This is a genomic window from Shewanella waksmanii (assembly GCF_043643685.1).
Lineage (GTDB): Bacteria > Pseudomonadota > Gammaproteobacteria > Enterobacterales > Shewanellaceae > Shewanella > Shewanella waksmanii_A.
In genome coordinates this window covers 240,819-257,456 of the sequence record NZ_JBHZSN010000002.1, presented here as the reverse complement: position 1 = coordinate 257,456, position 16,638 = coordinate 240,819, and the positions used below count along the sequence as shown (strand labels likewise).

Here is a 16,638-nt window from a genome sequence, read left to right as displayed (position 1 = left end):
CTATTTCTTTCTTATCACGTTAAGTAAAACAAGTACCACCGACATAATTCCGCCAAAAAAACTGAATAATATACAGATTAATGCTCGACGCGGCGATGACTTTTCTTCGGGCACAATAGCTGGATCGACAATTTTAAACGCATACTCTGCCTGTGCTTCAGCCAACATTAACTTTTTTGTTTGTTCTTCTATCAACTGGTAAAAAATCTTATGCATCTCAGCAATATTCGTTTCTTTAAGCTGCTGATTTAAATAAAATATGTTATTTTTTATTTCTCTTGTGTCATAGGTTTTCATCCACAAATTTAAATCGTCAACCAACCAAGCAAGCCACTGTTGAGCTAAGTAGGGGGATTGCGAAGTATAGGATATGCGGACAAATCCACTATCACTGTTTCTTTCATAAGTTAAATTTTCACTAAACACTTTGAAAGCTTCCCAAGCACTAGGTTTAGCCTCTTTAGGCGCCTTTACTTCGCGTACCCATTGTTCTGCTTCAGAATCGAATAGTGTTGGATCTATAACAACAGTATTGGTACTCGCATCCCAACTTTCGATCGCCATTAAAGGAACCAAAATATCTCTAGACTGAATAAATCTATCCGCAAATGCTCTAGATCTTAAGACTTCCAATCCAAAAGCCGTCTTATCAGATTGACCACCTCCCATACTAATACCTGTCAGGGCGGCAATACCGCCAAGCTGACCAGCCAAATTTTGCATTTGGCTGTCAGCACTATTTGGAGCAAGAAGTACTTCTGCTTTGTATATGTTTGGTAAACTGAGTGAAAACAAAACGCCAGCGACAGAAAAAAGTCCGGAAAAGACGATAATAAAAAGCTTTTTCTGCCACAATTCTACAAATAGATCTTTAATATCTAATTGAAAACTATCATTAATCATAAACTAATTCGACCAATTACTTATTTGTTATTGGCCAGAGCCAAATAAAACGACTTTCACTGTTTTAAAGAGAATTTTAATATCTAATAACGTACTATGATGTTTAATATAATAAATATCATATTTATGCTTCCACACAGCATCTTCAATTGAGGCTCCATAGGGATAACTTACTTGTGCCAGCCCTGTGACACCTGGTTTAACAGCATGGCGAAAACGATAATATGGGATAGACTTTTCCAGATCAGAGATAAAAACCTCACGTTCTGGTCTAGGCCCAATAATTGACATCTCACCTTTAAGGATATTGATAATTTGTGGCAACTCATCTATACGTGTTTTACGAATAAACTTGCCCACTTTGGTCACTCGGCTATCATTTTTACTAGCCCATTGCGCACCAGACTTTTCAGCATCCGTTCTCATTGAACGAAACTTTATCACTTCAAATTGATCGTTGTATTGACCGACTCGCTTTTGACGATATAAAACGGGTCCTTTGCTTTCAAACTTTATGGCTATTGCAGTTATTAAACAGACAGGTAGCGCTACAATGCTCAATACAGCAGCCGCACACAAATCAATAACTCGTTTTGCTAATTGAGTTCGCTTAGTTGAAAGTATTGAGAATGCTTTTTGGTGTAAAAAATATCCACTATGCAATAAGTGAACCTCTGTATACCCTAAGCGTGTATCTAAGTAACTTACCAGAGGTTCAACCCAAGCACCTAATTCAGTAGCCTTAACTAAAAAGCCCCGCTGCTGTTTGTTTAAACTTGAACTTTCATAATGACAAATAACTTTCTTGTCATAATTAGTCAATTCATAATCATTGACAATAATATCAAAATCGTAATCTTTAACGATATCAGCTATTTCAGCTTCTTTCCCCTCGGGACAATATACATATATTTCGCTTTTTGTTAGCGCTTTTCCTTTTGACTTGATTCGATTAACAGGCTTAACCTTGAATGAGCTGCTTTGAACAGTATCTTCCATTTTAATGTCCATTTAAGCCACCACAATCATACAGTTTAAAGTTAAATGCGTAGCCATACTTTACCTTGCTTGTTCAATTGACTGCTAAAACTATCACTTCAGCAGTCTTCATTTTAGTGCTAGCACTAATTAAAAATTATTCCACTCTTGGTAATTTTAAAGATTTGCCACCGTAGCAAATGCTACAGCCGTGTTATAGATGATGCTTGTTACCTGAGTCCATAACGTTAGGTTATCTTTATATTCTGTATCTAGCGGAACAATGATGGTATCGCCAGGCTGCAACTTATCTTCACTACTGAACCACATTGATCTGTTAGGCATCATAACTGAACCATTTGCTTTGATTACATAAGTTCGGCCTTCATCAGCTCGCTCTCTAACACCACCTGACATATTTAGATATTGATCTATGGTCAAGCCATCTTTAAACCTATGTGTTGCTGCATATTGAACTTCTCCCATAACCGCAATTGTTTGCTTGGTTGAGGGCACATAAAGAATATCAGAATCTTCTAATTGTATATCAGCTTGCTTAATACCGATAGAAATTGCGGACAAATCAACTACAAGCCTACCGACCGCATCAATGTTTTCCAAATCCGTCAACATCATTTGAGCGTCGGAATAATTGATAACATCACCGTCTTTGGATACACCACGAGTTGCAATATCTCTACGAAGCTGATCAGCTAATTTCTTGATTTCTAGTTGTTCTTGCAAACGAACAGATTCTCGAACAAAAACTGACGATGGCAAATAGGCGTATTCTGTAAATCCACCAGCCCTCTCCAATACGTCCTTAAGTGTTTCACCACGTCGAATATTGTATATACCAGGAAAGCGCACTTCTCCTCGAATTTCGACAGACTTATTCTCTTGCCATTCAGGGGTCGTCATGACTGTTAATATATCTCGTCCTTGCAGCTTCAAATTTGCGTCAGCCTGCTTATCTAATGCCGCTTGCAAGTCGATATTTTTATGCTTGATACTTGACCCGGTAGAAACTGTTATCGTTCTTGTTAACTCAGCCCTCGCAGTATACGCTCCTTCCTTAAGGCCACCTGCGGCACTAACTATTTCACTCACTCTCGCATTGACTGCTAAGGGGTACATACCTTCATTGTACACCTGTCCCTTAATTGCAACGACTTTAACTTCGTTCCCTGAGCGGCTCTGATGATTAAGTTGCATAATTATAGGATAAAGTAATTCGGCTCTGTTCATTAATCCACTTAACTGAATAAGCTCTGGGTCATCAAACAAATTAGCCATCATTCGATTGACTTCACCTTTAATCGCTAAAGACTCGTCATCTTGTACTTGCTCTTTAGCGACAACTACGCCACCAAGCTGGCTCCGATTTTGTAACCTTTGATTATCTAATTGAGAAAAACCAGCTTTAAACAGGTCTTTGGATAAAGAACTGTCACCAACCAACTGAACAACTTTTTCCACTCGTTCTCTAACCAAAGCGTTTAACTCGTAACGGTTTTGTGCATCATCACGAAAGTTAAAAAACAAGATTTTATCTCTAGAGTGCAGACGAAGGTCATTGTTCAAATCATTGTTAACAATAGCCATTTTTGGAGAGAACTGGTGAACTTCTATATCACCATGTCGATTGATTTCTCGAACAACGATGCCGTAGTCAAGATCAACTGAAGGTTTTAGGTCTCCCCAAACTGAAGGCAGAATACTACTGATTCGCATGCCTTCTTGCCACTGGTAACGACCAGGGCGTACAACAGGACCTAAGACAGTGATAGCCTCTTCAAACTGAGAAGATGACGACCTTACTTTTACAATATCGCCAGCTCTAGCTTTTAAAGCTTTACCTTCGCTAGACATCAGGTCAACAGTTTTTATCGATTTCAACCCCTGTTGGGTAAACCTTTCTACGCTACTTCCTTGGGGATATGCACCACCAGTCACACCACCAGCCATAGCAACGACATCGCCAATAGTTTCCCCCCCCTTTAACTCATATATGGCAGGACGTCTTACTTCTCCATCAACTGATACAAGACCACCTACAGATGGAATAAACACGACATCGCCAGATCTAAGACGTAAATCCTTAGAGGCATCACCACGCATTAGCAAGTCATATAGGTCTAATGTCCCTATTAGTTTTCCGTTACGCTTCAGCTGAACATTTCTTAGTGAACCAATTTCCGCAACACCACCAGCTACAAATAGGGCTTGCGTTATTGTCGATAAACTTGAAACGGTGTATGAACCTGGTCTATAAGCGTCGCCTGCGACAAAAACTCGAATAGACCTTAACTCTCCCATTGTAATATTAGATTCAACACCAATCATTTGTTGGCTTATACGCTGAGAAAGTGTTTTACGCAGGTCGTCAAACTTAAGACCAGAAACAGAAATGGGCCCTAACTCAGGAAAATGAATATTTCCATCACGACTAATAACTAAATCGTATTCTCGGTTCTCCTTTCCGTATAACTGAACTTTAATGTTATCTCCTGGCCCTACCAGGTACTCGCTTGGAACTGGAATGTCTGCTATGGGGGCAAAAGTCATGGGTTCACCAGCAAACAAATCATACCCATAAGGTTGAAGCTTCTTTGAATCTTTATCTTTTTGATCTTTTAGAAACTGTGAAACTTCTTCGGCGATGATCTGTTGCTGTCTTAACTCTTCGGCTTTTTCATCCCTAACTTCTCTAGGGTTCATTACAAACGGTTCTGTGTCAGCAGTAGAAGGTTGGTTTGCATTTAACTGAGCCGGATCAAACCCATATTGTCTAGCGACTCTTTCTTGTTCTGCTTTGGGTAGTTTTTTGAATTGTTCAATCATCTGTGGAGAGGGTGTGGCGGCGGTTGATAAGCCACTAAAACTACATAAAATTACTAAGCTGATGTAGATAGCTTGTTTGATTTTAACTAACACCAATTACTCTCCAAGATAGAACTTCTAATTTAGCATGCAGACATACTGATAGTAGTGCTGATGCCTTCCACGAAAAACACTGCGAGAAGTATGAACCCGTTCATGAACTTTATTGAATATAACAACGTCAGACCAGCATCCCTTCTGTTAAGCCGTAGATTATACGCAATAATCAAATTCAGTACAGTATAAGATCACCTTGAGTTCAGCTATCACAGCCTGTTAACAGCTTCCATTAGTATGAGCAAAATTTTGCTAACGACAAAACCTAGATTCTTAATCTCTGCACCGAATATATATTGCAATGAATCAAGTTTAATTTTTCGTTCTGGTCAGCGAATAAAACGGTGAAATGTAACTGCTAATCGATGGTAACTAAAGCAGTTGCATCACCAGAAGTCGCGAGAAAGAACACCAAATCACATTATCGGTATCGAAAAATTACCATCCACCGCCCAAGTTGACAGTCTGTCATTGTCTAATTTGTCAACATTTAAGTTTATAGAATTGACTTTTAGTCAGTGAAAAAGGTATACAAGGTGGGTTTCGACGCAAATTATGCGTCAAATATTAAAATATAACAAAATATATCAACATTTTTGCAACCAAAAATACCAAGTAAGCTTTTAAAAATCATAAAGATAACTTGTTTTAAGCAAATTTGATTGAAACATTAAAATATTCGCACAACATTTATCTGTCGTGATCTCACGCAGACAATCACAAGCTTAAGGTGGAAGACTTAATGAGCGCAGCAAAACCCCAAGGGACGATGCTCGGACATCCGAAGGGATTGTTCCTTCTTTTTACTACAGAATTATGGGAACGATTCAGTTATTACGCGATGCGCGCCATTTTGGTGCTTTATCTCGTTGACGCAGTTCAATCACAAGGTGGTCACGGTTTAGGCTGGACTCAGGCCGACGCACTTTCTCTCTACGGTACATTTACCGGTCTAGTTTACTTAACGCCGCTTATTGGTGGTTGGTTAGCAGATAATTACTTAGGTCAGCGTAAATCGATTATTATTGGTGGCGCATTAATGGCTGCAGGTCAATTCATCCTAGGTACGCCACATGCGTGGGTACAAGGTATGGAAACCGAAGTCTTCTACGTCGGCTTGGGCGTGTTGATTCTAGGTAACGGCTTATTTAAGCCAAACATCTCTACCATGGTTGGTGACCTATATGAAGAAGGCGATCATCGCCGTGACGGTGCTTTCACTATCTTCTACATGGGTATCAACGTAGGTGCTTTCTTATCTGGTATTATCGTTGGCTCTGTCGTCGCATACTTCGACGGTAACTTCCAAGCAGGCTTTATCTGTGCAGGTATCGGTATGGTGCTTTCACTAGTCATTCAATTTGTATTTGCACAAAAACTACTTGGTGATATTGGTCGAGTACCTGCAGCTCAACTTGAAAAAGCCAAAGCAGCTGAACAAGGTGAAGTTCGTAAAGAGCCATTAACTAAAATCGAACGTGATCGTATTAAAGTGATTATGATCATGGGTCTATTTACCATTATTTTCTGGGCTGGTTTTGAGCAAGCAGGCGGCTTGATGAACCTGTTCACCAATGACTTTACCGACCGTATGATCGGTGGCTGGGAAGTACCAACAACCTGGTTCCAATCTCTGAACGCCATGTTCATCGTGATTTTTGCACCTGTGGTCGCGTCTATTTGGGTTAGGCTTGGTAAAAATGAACCAAACTCTCCAGTGAAGTTCGCATTAGGTCTAATCCTACTCGGTATTGGTTTCCTATTCATGATCGGTGCTGTTCTAGAAATGGGCGGTGACGCAAATGCTAAATCAAGCATGTGGTGGCTAGTCGGTGCTTATTTCTTCCATACCATGGGTGAACTTTGCTTATCACCTATTGGTTTATCTATGGTAACGAAACTAGCTCCACTCCGTATTGCATCACTAATGATGGGTGCCTGGTTCCTATTTGTTGCGGCAGCTAACAAAATTGGTGGTATTGTTGGTTCGTTCATCGGCCACGGCGGAGCAAAAGAAGAGCAACTTGCTAATGCAATGTCTATCTTTGCAGGCATTGCAATTACCGCTGGTATTTCTGGTGTACTTCTTTACTTCATGGCTGACAAGCTTGTCGACTGGATGCACGGTGCTGAAGATGGCACTCATACTGAAGAGCAAGCGCTAGAAGAAGAGATCGCAGTAACAGCTGAGCATGAAGCTATTAAACGCTAATTAACGCTCCTGTTAATCCGCAAAAAAGCCTCTCAACGTGAGAGGCTTTTTTTGTACCATAACGGCTATGCTGTGATTATATCAATCGGCATAAAGGTGTGATAGCTCAGCGAGAGTTTAGCGCGCTTGAGACAAGGTCATTAAATGCTCCCGCATTAATGACATTCACCACATCTGACCTCCAGGGATGGAGGAAATGTCTTATGACTGTCTGGAACAGTCAAGACCATGTGGCTTGCAACGAATGAAGGGCATAGTTTCTCTACGTTCAAGTTCGTTTACACAGTATCAGAAGCGCTAAAACTCGCCCTTTGGGAGCTTTTTTGGCTGCCTACTTCTTCGTTGAATGACTTCCCAATAGAACCACTATGACTTAAGTTATTCGCCTCGAACTAGTTTGCCCAAAATAGCTCTGAGTAGATCACTTTTTTATGCCGATTGGTATTAAAATGACAACTGTACAAACCCACCCGGAGGAATTTGCGTTTGGTACTCAAGTCCCCTAAAACGGTCACCTAGCAACATCTCTTTATGTTGTTGATGACTTGAGGAGATACATAAGCTTTCACCCGGCATCAAATTACGATGCTGCATACTTGGTTGTCCCCACTCTAAAATACCCAGCTGCAGTGAGTCAGCTAAAATCAATGGCATTAGCCCTTGTTGATTACGAACATATGTTCTTAACCCCTTACCTGCCTTTGCTATCGAAGCGCGATATTGGGTTAATTCAACAACGACATAAATGATGTCGATGTATATATCGAGCCTAGACTTACTCATTTTGTCATTCAAATAGCTCAACATGTTGAACGGCTCTATTACTGATTGAGAGCTACCTTCTCGATATAAACGTAGCTTTTGATCGACAAAACTTTTTAAAAGCACACTGGCAAAAGCACAACGGTTGTCTTGAGGGTGAAACTGCGCCATATAAACCACGATATGGGTGTCATCAACACTAGCACTATCTATATAGTAAGCACTCACATTGTCATTTTTAAACAAGCTATAATCGATAGTTGCTTTGGGGTAATTGATTTCTGAAGGCGGGAAAAGTTGCTGTTGAACGCTTTTGGCAGCTTCAGCATTTTGTTCTAACAGCGACAAATTATGCTCTAGCTCTTGATAAGATAATTCATCTAAATCAGCTAATTGAATGTCTGGCTGAGTGTTAAAGTTTAGGCATTGTACGATTGCATTTTCGATTTGATATAAATCACCAACAGGCTTTACCAGATAATCTGCCGCACCTAACCTCAGCGCCTCTACCACATCAGCCATCACATGGTTTGCCGAAATGACAATAGCCGGTACCTTAGCGCCGTTGCTCATCATTTGACGCAACATTTCCAAACCACCAAGTATCGGCATACTTAAGTCGGCTAATACAACATCAAAACGTGCTTGATTAAACTTATCTAATCCAGTTTGACCATCTTCTGCTTCGGTGACATCTGCGCCACGGTTAGTTAAGAACGCAGCCACAAGTTGCCTGAAAACCGGATCGTCTTCAACGAGTAATACATCAACACCTTCTAGCGCCATAGCAACTCCCTCTCTGGGCCCCCATTGCTATTATGTTTGTGATCTAGGAGGCCTGTTGCAAAACGTGCAGTCTATTTAAAGCATAGCAGCTAATTAGTAGCTGTTGACCATTAGGGATGATATTTACTTAGCATAAACAACCAAAGAAAAACATAGTCACGATTCCCCCTTCCACCTCAAGCCATTTTAGCTGAAAAAGGTTAATTGGTATTAATCCAATTCATCTAGGTACTCGTCCAATAATTCGTCATCTTCTTCAATGATAGGCACATCACCGTCGTAAACCTTGTAATCCATGTATTGGAAATAGGCCTCTTTAACGAATGTATAAGGGTCAAGTGCATTATCAACCAGTCGTTCTTGATCTATCGCTGTCGACCGTTTATGCAAGTTTTTCAGGCCCCACTTCAACACAGACTGCCAAAAAGTTAGCTCAGACAGTGGAAAGTAAAGGTCATCAACCCAGTCAGACGCGAGCTCTCGGGTAACATAGGGTCCTAAAAAAGGCGCCATAAAGTAAGGTCCATTAGGAACGCCGTAATAACCAAGCACTTCATTGAAATCATCTTGCTTGCGGGGCATCCCCATCATATTAGCAACATCAATAACACCAAATAGCCCGAGCGTTGTATTAATGGTAAAACGGCCACCGGCATTAGCCGCCCACATCCATTTACCCTGCAATGTGTTATTGACCAGTGCACTAGGCTCTTCAAAATTATGAACGAAGTTATCGATGCCTGTTTTTACTGGGCTGGGGATATAATCGTTGTAACCGTGGGCTATTGGCCGATAAAAGTATCTATCCATGAAGAGGTAATTAAAGTCCCACATAGCACGGTTAAAGCCTTCTAAGGGGTCTCTAGGGTCATCATAGATCACTAGGATTTGTTCTGGTTTGTCAGTCACATCTGAGTCTACCGTTGTGTCATTAGCTAACAGTAACGGCGAGCTCAACATTGTGAAAACAGCGACAGTCCATTTCATTGTATACAACCTTTTCTATCTAGTACTGAAGCAGTGACACTGGCGTACAAAGTGAACTTAACACTAATACTAGACTGTATAGTTTGATTTTCCTTTAAGAGTGCTAAGGATACTCAGCAAAATCACCTGGTCAATAATATAATTGTAAAATAATCACAATGTATGGCTTTAGCGTTTATTTTTATCGCTGATTGCCGATAACTAGACGTAAGGTCTGAGTATTTTACGCGTAAACTTCTCAATCAGATCATAAGACCGTAGACAAAGAACATTTATTGCTTAACTTTTATTGACTAACTTTGCGAATTGAAGACTTAATGACAAATATACAGCGACCAGCAACCAGTGCGATAGCGAAGGAGTCAACCAATAAAGAAGCCACTTTATCGGCAACTACAGTGACGACTAACATCCGCTTTGATAAACAAAGCGTCGGCAGTATTTGGGTCAACGACATCCGTTATCAAATGCAAGATAAAACCCTATCGCAAACCCTAGCTAAACTAAACTTAAGTCAATTAAGTTTTTTATTGTCATCGACAAGCTCTCTGTCGAGTCAACCTGTAAGTTCTAACCTAATCCCGACCAACCTAACCATACTAGGCAAGACTACAACAGTAGAACTACCGCAATCATTACAGCAAATGATTGTCGACAAAAACTTACCTGTCGAAAAACTACTGCACATGGCTCGCCAACCTAGAGGGTATTATCTTACTGACGCAAAAGCAGTCAACAATCAGCTAATGTTTAGCAATGACAAAGCGCAGACTATACCAATACAAACACTTCGCGATGGAGATTATCGAGTAGCAATTACATTGAAAAACGAAAAAATGATGCTGTCTTTGACACCGATACTGCATAGTAAACCATTGTTATTGCAGCCATACTCACAACCAACAAGCAAAACACCAACTTCTAATAGCATGCCAACACAAGTCATTGCTAAGCCGGATTCGGGGGTACTGTTTTCTCAACTGATAAGGCTGTTAAATCAGCCCCTAAGCTCAATAGCAAGTGCAAGCCCAACCAGCGGTGAAAATGCTTCTCCAACAGGTTTACCTAGAAATAGCGAGCCACTAGCTACTAATAAAACTGACAGTAACCAACTACCAGCTCGAACGGCTAAAGAGCTACAAACAGCATCAACGTCCTCTAATGTGATATCGAACGTGTCTCATGGTAAGCAAACCGAAACAATATTAGCTGCAACAAGCCCTCAGCCAAATAGTAAGGGTAAAGAACGTCAACAGCTTGCCAGCCAAGTCTCAGGCACAAAAGCCCTTAATCTAAATCAACAAGCTATACCTGAGCCAGCAGCTAAGGACTCTAGACATCTTCATAGAGGCTTAAAACAGAGCATCGAAACCTTACAACGTAATGAGTTAGTTAATTCCCAACCAAGCGCAAATTCTAAGACAAGCCAAAGCCTTTTAACATTTTTACCTTTATTGTCACCTCGTGCTGTTTCGATGTTAATTCAACCCAATACGCTGCAAAAGGAACTGTTAGATGGCGTAAAAGCCTTGTCCATAAATATGCCATCTAATGAACCATTAAGTAGTCAAAATAGCTCCCTTAGTATCCTGTTTCGACTTTTAATGGGACAAAAATCATTGGCAACATCAACTAAGTTGCCAACAGAAGTTGCAAGGCAAGTTGAATTTTTCGCAACAAAACTCAACCTATCTAATAGCTTGTTGTCTTTTTTAGATAAAAGCCAATCGGTAGAGCTAATTTCGCGTTTGTTATCCAATATGAGTCTATTTCAACAATCAAGCTCTGATAACGCTCAAGGGACCAATTGGCTATTTACCCTACCCTACAAAATAGATGAACGATTCGAAGAATTAGAAGGACAGTTTGAACAGCAGAAAAATGAAGATGGCTCTATAAAGCCTTCTTGGCGTTTACAGCTAAAGTTTAACCTTTCTAATGGAGGACTGTTAATTAGCGCACAGACTAATACCGAAAAATTGATACTGACGATTAATACCGATACAGAGGCACTTCTCAACAAAATTAATTCACACACTCGATCACTTGAGAAAAAACTAGTCCAAGCAGGCTTTACCGATACGAAAATTATTACCAAACAATCTGCTCTACCGATCACTTTGTTACCTGGAGAGCATTTTTTAGTGAAAATAAAAGCTTAATAAATAGGAAAGTGACATGAATGAGCCACAAAATAAAAAAAGCACCCAAGCCACCGCCCTTAGTTATGATGGTAGTAAGGCCCCAACCGTCACGGCCCAAGGTGAAGGATTACTTGCAGAGGAAATTATCGCTTTAGCTGAAGAAGCTGGAGTTTTTATCCACAAAGATCCTAATCTCAGTGCATTTTTACAAAAGCTGGAATTAGGGGAGGAAATTCCTAAAGAATTGTACGTATTAATTGCTGAGTTAATTGCTTTTACTTACTGTTTGGATGGAAAATATCCAGAGAATTGGAATAACTTTCATAATAAAATCATTGAGCAAGCGTAATAGCGAACTCAATGATTTAGTGTTTACCGTGTAGGCGTAATAACAATTCAGCTTCTGCTTTGGGCAATTCACACTCACGAACAAGCTCGTCAACTCCAGCTCCTAAATCCACCATCTTCATCGCCCTTGAATACAGCCTAGCCTGGGGATCTTGTTGGGTTGACTCATCAATTCGCGCATCTTGCTTGATAACGCGCTTCTCGAGTTCTAGCATGCGCCTACCAACTCCAATAGTACCACTACGAAGTTCCTGCAATTCACGTTTTACAGCTTCACGTTGGCGGTCACTTTCTTTAAGGAGCGTTGTCAAAGCGTCTATTTTTGCACGCAGTTTATTGGTTTGCTTCTGTTGGTATAGTACCAAGCCAAGACATGCAACCACATAAAGTAACGCAGCAATTAAAATCTCATTCACTTAACGCAATTCCGTTATCAATATACAGCGTATTAGTTTTTGAAGAATAATGCCTCTTAATTGATAAGAGGCATTAGGGTTTAAAGCTGAGACAGCTCCATCCACTCTTCATCTGACAACAACTTGTCTAAATCAACTAAGATCAGAAGTTCATCATCACGATTGCTAACACCTTGAATAAATTTCGCACTCTCTTCTGTGCCAACATTGGGAGCATTATCGATTTCAGATCCGCGCAAATAGACCACTTCAGCCACACTATCAACAAGGATACCAATCACCTGCTTTTCGGCTTCAATGATGACAATTCTGGTTGAATCATCCACTTCAGATGACATCAGTCCAAATCGTGAACGTGTATCAATAACGGTAACCACGTTACCCCGTAAATTGATAATACCTAACACATAATGAGGAGCCCCGGGTACTGGCGCAATTTCAGTGTATCTCAGAACTTCCTGAACTTGCATTACATTGATGCCATAGGTTTCATTATCTAACCTGAAAGTGACCCACTGTAACACTTCATCATCTTTGCCAGCAGCTACTGCTGCAACGTTACTTGCCTCTGTCATATCTACCTCAGTCAATCGCGTCCTGACTACCTAAACCTAAATTTAATAGCTCAATGAGGGCTTGCACATGAAGTATGCCACACATTTGCTCTTTCACTACACCAGCTAACCAAGGCCGTTTACCTGGTTTGGAGCGCCAGTTAACCTCAGATTTTAAAATTCGTACAGAATTGACCAGTGATTCACAAGTCAATCCCCAATTACTATCTTCTAATACTACAACATACTGATATTCTACGCTGTTTTTCAAGTTATCATCATATTTTTCTGGCATTACCCACGCACAGGTATCAACAACGTTTAGTTGGCCATCCCTATGTGCTTGTACCCCATGGTACCAACTAGGCCGTCCCATAATATGATTGACTCTTTGTAGCTTAACAATGCCGCCAAGACTGACTAATGGCACCGCAAGTGTTAACCCGGCTACTTTAAAGAATAGCACCTGAAACTCATCATCCAGCTTCTCAACTAACGACTCGGTAATGGCCGGTGGCACTTTACCTGATTGAGTTTCTAAAGCAGCGCTCTGTTCCTCATCATTCTGTTGGGTTTTATTTGAATCAACAACACGCTTTTCAAGCTTATTTTGAACAACCGTCTTTGCGGCAGTTTTTTGCAAAGATGCTTTGGCATCAATAACTTTAGCGGCCGCAACTTGAGTTTGTTTAGCCGATTCTGCATCAATACTCACCGAAGCCAATAGTTGTTCTAGTGCTTTGGTGTCAACTGGCTCTTTAAACGCCTTTTTAAGATTAGGCTTGCTATCGCCTACAGCTTGAGTTTTAACAGCCGGCTTTGTGTCTGCATCGCGACCCACCTCGGCTAAGCCTGCTCGTGGCTTCGGTGCAGCTTCAACGTCAACTTTTGGTTCAATATGTGGAGCCGACACCACCCCATTGGAATCAGTTAGCACTTGCTCACCTGTTGCATCACTCGCCTTTTCAGCGGCTTGAGCTTTATCATCTTTCTCATTTAACAGTATAGAAAAATAATCAAAAACTGCGTCATCAACTGAGTTTGACATGTGCAAACTCCTTATTGAGCAAGTAATCTAATAGCCTATTGTAGGCCTTTACCCCACGCGTATGCGGTGCATAATGCGAAGCAGGTAGATGTGCCAAACTCGCATCTCGAAACTTTGTGTCTACAGGAATCACGTCTTGCCATAATACGTTTGGATAATCCTTGCCTAACTGTTGTAAGGCTGCGGAGGAAGCTTTGGTTCGGCGATCATACATAGTTGGGATAATGGTATAGCTATATTGCGTTTTTTTAGACCGCCCCATTAATGTCATGGTTTTCACCATGCGATCTAAGCCTTTTATCGCTAAAAACTCGGTTTGAACAGGTACAATAATGTGCTGACTAGCGGCGAGGGCATTGACCATCAATACGCCAAGTACAGGGGGGCAATCAATAATCGCCACGTCATATTTATCTTCAACAAGTGCTAGCAGTTTAGTTAGAATCAATCCCATGCCTTCTTGATGACCTAAAGAGCGATCTAACGTAGCTAACGCCATGGTTGATGGTAGTAAATCAATGCCTTCCACTTCGGTGGACACGATATGCTGCTCAACCTGAGCTCGCGTCATCGTTTTATGGGATAAGAACAGATCGTATAGCGAACCAGGAACTTCTTCAGAGTCTATCCCCAGATAATAACCCAAGGAAGCATGAGGATCAGTGTCGATCATCAGCACGCGTTTTCCACGCTTGGCTAACGCACCAGCTAAACTGGCAACAGTTGTGGTTTTACCTACACCACCTTTTTGGTTAGCGATTGTCCAGATCTTCAAAAATGTTCCCTTAGCTAATCACCGCAACTAGCTTAAAATATTCTTATTGTCAGTTATCTTCACGTGTCGTAACGCGAATTCCACCGTGGGGTAAACTAATGACTTTTACCCCCTCATCGTTTTCAGACATCGTCTTTGGCTGACTTATACCGGCCGAGCGATCTAATGACTCATTTGCCGCTTCTACAGCATTACTCTCTTGCTGGCGGTGATTATCAGTTACGTGACTTTGTGCACTCGCCATCGTATCTGCTGTTATGCCTCTTTGAGGATAAGGCAAGTGAGCATCTTGCTCAGCAACATCCGTCACAGCATCTGACTGTATGTTATTGCCACCTGGTTCAATAACGACACGGGCCTCAGCACCGGGTTTAGCCTGCTCAAGCAATAACTCTGTCGCATTAGGATTATTCTGCATCCACTTTGCAAGGGCTTGAGAATGCTCTTCGGGTACCATTAACAAGACTTGATTTTTTTCAAGTTGCTCAATTTGGTTTTCTAACAATGCGACTGTGTTACGCTGCTCAAGATATAAAGCCGACACAGCCATCAAACCAATAGCCAACAAAAATAACACTAGCAGTAGCTTAGTGTTATTTTTTTGGCTTTTACTGGCCACCAGACTCTCGCATAATCGCTTCAGCCATATCGTCTAGTGCGATAGATTTCGATGATAAGCCTGCAGCGGTGACGGCTTGAGGCATACCATAAACAACACAGCTTGCTTCATCTTGAGCCCAGATAGTTGCACCAGCACCTTTTAGCATACGCGCGCCTTCACGGCCATCAGCCCCCATTCCGGTCAATACCACCGCAAGCACATCTCCACCAACTAATTTAGATGCTGAGGCAAATGTAATATCGACACAGGGCTTATAATTCATCTCTGCATTACCAGCGACAATTTTGACTCTGCCATGACTACCACCGCGCTCTAACATCATCTGCATCCCACCTGGAGCCAGATAAGCGCAGCCAGGTTGCAAAGTATCACCGGACTGCGCTTCTTTGACATTTATCTTGCACAGGCCATTTAAACGTGCAGCAAACGCTGGCGTAAATGCCGCTGGCATATGCTGAACAATTAAAATCGGATGAGGGTAATGAGTAGGAAGTTGAGTCAGGATACGTTGCAATGCAACTGGACCACCTGTTGAGGTGCCTATCGCCAACAATTTATATTTTTTACCACTGGGCCGAATTGATGCTTTGGCTCTTGATGGTTGTACTGGCGCCTTATCTTTAACCACTGACATTGCAGTACGCGTCGGCGCGACTGCAGGTTTAGTTACCGCAGGTCTTGGGGTAATGGGTCTAAATAGTCGTCGGCGCCCAAGCGCTTTAACACGCTGCTGCAATAACTTTATTGCGTCATCTTTATTGGTGGCGATATCTTCAAAGCGCTTTGGAAGAAAATCCAAGGCACCTGCTTCTAGCGCATCAAGCGTCGCTTTAGCACCATCATGGGTTAGAGAAGAAAACATCAATATTGGCGTTGGTGTTTGCGCCATAATCTCACGAACCGCTGTAATGCCGTCCATAACCGGCATTTCAATGTCCATAGTGATCACTTGCGGCTTTAACTGTGCTGCTAGCTTAACTGCTTCTGCACCATTAGCAGCCGTACCAATCACTTCAAGGTCTGGGTCTTTACTCACTATTTCACTGACTCGTCGTCGGAAAAAGCTTGAGTCATCTACTACTAATACTTTTACACCCATCAATTATCCTTTAACAAGCAACGCAAAATGGTATCTAATCAATGTTTAATACCCGCTATTCATG

15 protein-coding genes are annotated in these 16,638 nt (G+C 41.4%); 3 read left to right on the top strand and 12 right to left on the bottom strand.

Features of this window, described 5'->3' with window-relative positions; translation table 11 throughout:
- The 3 genes from ACHUFW_RS04010 to ACHUFW_RS04000 all read right to left on the bottom strand — a co-directional run bounded on the left by ACHUFW_RS04010 (window position 1) and on the right by ACHUFW_RS04000 (window position 4,818).
- Entirely contained in the window at window positions 1-903 is a 903-nt protein-coding gene (locus ACHUFW_RS04010; protein WP_394200788.1) for a Wzz/FepE/Etk N-terminal domain-containing protein, read from the bottom strand.
- Between the two features lie 27 nt (window positions 904-930).
- A complete protein-coding gene (locus ACHUFW_RS04005) occupies window positions 931-1,902 on the bottom strand; it encodes a sugar transferase (RefSeq protein ID WP_394200787.1) in 972 nt (323 codons plus the stop codon).
- Between the two features lie 156 nt (window positions 1,903-2,058).
- Window positions 2,059-4,818, bottom strand: coding sequence for an SLBB domain-containing protein (locus ACHUFW_RS04000; RefSeq protein ID WP_394200785.1), 2,760 nt, complete (start codon window positions 4,816-4,818; stop codon window positions 2,059-2,061).
- A gap of 745 nt (window positions 4,819-5,563) precedes the next feature.
- On the opposite strand from ACHUFW_RS04000, the gene ACHUFW_RS03995 reads away from it, so the two are divergent.
- The gene (locus tag ACHUFW_RS03995) at window positions 5,564-7,033 is read left to right on the top strand and encodes a peptide MFS transporter (protein ID WP_394200783.1); all 1,470 of its coding nucleotides are present in this window, start codon (window positions 5,564-5,566) and stop codon (window positions 7,031-7,033) included.
- A gap of 444 nt (window positions 7,034-7,477) precedes the next feature.
- Here ACHUFW_RS03995 and ACHUFW_RS03990 read toward each other — a convergent pair whose 3' ends face one another.
- From ACHUFW_RS03990 to ACHUFW_RS03980, 3 genes are all read right to left on the bottom strand, one after another.
- Window positions 7,478-8,581, bottom strand: a complete 1,104-nt coding sequence (locus ACHUFW_RS03990; RefSeq protein ID WP_394200781.1) for a response regulator — start codon at window positions 8,579-8,581, stop codon at window positions 7,478-7,480.
- A 210-nt stretch (window positions 8,582-8,791) separates the two neighbouring features.
- Complete coding sequence (locus tag ACHUFW_RS03985) at window positions 8,792-9,568, bottom strand: MlaA family lipoprotein (RefSeq protein WP_394200780.1); 777 nt, start codon at window positions 9,566-9,568, stop codon at window positions 8,792-8,794.
- Between the two features lie 286 nt (window positions 9,569-9,854).
- Entirely contained in the window at window positions 9,855-10,025 is a 171-nt protein-coding gene (locus tag ACHUFW_RS03980) for a hypothetical protein (RefSeq protein WP_394200778.1), read from the bottom strand.
- A 10-nt stretch (window positions 10,026-10,035) separates the two neighbouring features.
- Here ACHUFW_RS03980 and ACHUFW_RS03975 point away from each other — a divergent pair, with 10 nt between their 5' ends.
- Window positions 10,036-11,730, top strand: coding sequence for a hypothetical protein (locus tag ACHUFW_RS03975; protein WP_394200776.1), 1,695 nt, complete (start codon window positions 10,036-10,038; stop codon window positions 11,728-11,730).
- Between the two features lie 16 nt (window positions 11,731-11,746).
- On the top strand, window positions 11,747-12,061 hold the full coding sequence (locus ACHUFW_RS03970; RefSeq protein WP_394200774.1) for an EscU/YscU/HrcU family type III secretion system export apparatus switch protein: 315 nt from the start codon (window positions 11,747-11,749) through the stop codon (window positions 12,059-12,061).
- 16 nt (window positions 12,062-12,077) lie between these two features.
- On the opposite strand, the gene ACHUFW_RS03965 is transcribed toward ACHUFW_RS03970, so the two are convergent.
- The 6 genes from ACHUFW_RS03965 to ACHUFW_RS03940 all read right to left on the bottom strand — a co-directional run bounded on the left by ACHUFW_RS03965 (window position 12,078) and on the right by ACHUFW_RS03940 (window position 16,574).
- On the bottom strand, window positions 12,078-12,476 hold the full coding sequence (locus tag ACHUFW_RS03965) for a DUF2802 domain-containing protein (RefSeq protein WP_394200773.1): 399 nt from the start codon (window positions 12,474-12,476) through the stop codon (window positions 12,078-12,080).
- A gap of 80 nt (window positions 12,477-12,556) precedes the next feature.
- The gene (locus ACHUFW_RS03960) at window positions 12,557-13,051 is read right to left on the bottom strand and encodes a chemotaxis protein CheW (protein WP_394200771.1); all 495 of its coding nucleotides are present in this window, start codon (window positions 13,049-13,051) and stop codon (window positions 12,557-12,559) included.
- 7 nt (window positions 13,052-13,058) lie between these two features.
- Window positions 13,059-14,078, bottom strand: a complete 1,020-nt coding sequence (locus tag ACHUFW_RS03955) for a chemotaxis protein CheW (RefSeq protein WP_394200769.1) — start codon at window positions 14,076-14,078, stop codon at window positions 13,059-13,061.
- On the bottom strand, window positions 14,062-14,853 hold the full coding sequence (locus ACHUFW_RS03950; protein ID WP_394200767.1) for a ParA family protein: 792 nt from the start codon (window positions 14,851-14,853) through the stop codon (window positions 14,062-14,064). The genes ACHUFW_RS03955 and ACHUFW_RS03950 overlap by 17 nt, the downstream gene beginning before the upstream one ends.
- Window positions 14,854-14,902: 49 nt before the next feature.
- The gene (locus tag ACHUFW_RS03945; protein WP_394200766.1) at window positions 14,903-15,472 is read right to left on the bottom strand and encodes a hypothetical protein; all 570 of its coding nucleotides are present in this window, start codon (window positions 15,470-15,472) and stop codon (window positions 14,903-14,905) included.
- Window positions 15,462-16,574 carry a protein-glutamate methylesterase/protein-glutamine glutaminase gene (locus ACHUFW_RS03940; protein WP_394200764.1) on the bottom strand — a complete coding sequence of 371 codons (1,113 nt, stop codon included), beginning with the start codon at window positions 16,572-16,574 and terminating at the stop codon, window positions 15,462-15,464. The genes ACHUFW_RS03945 and ACHUFW_RS03940 overlap by 11 nt, the downstream gene beginning before the upstream one ends.
- Window positions 16,575-16,638: the final 64 nt, after the last annotated feature.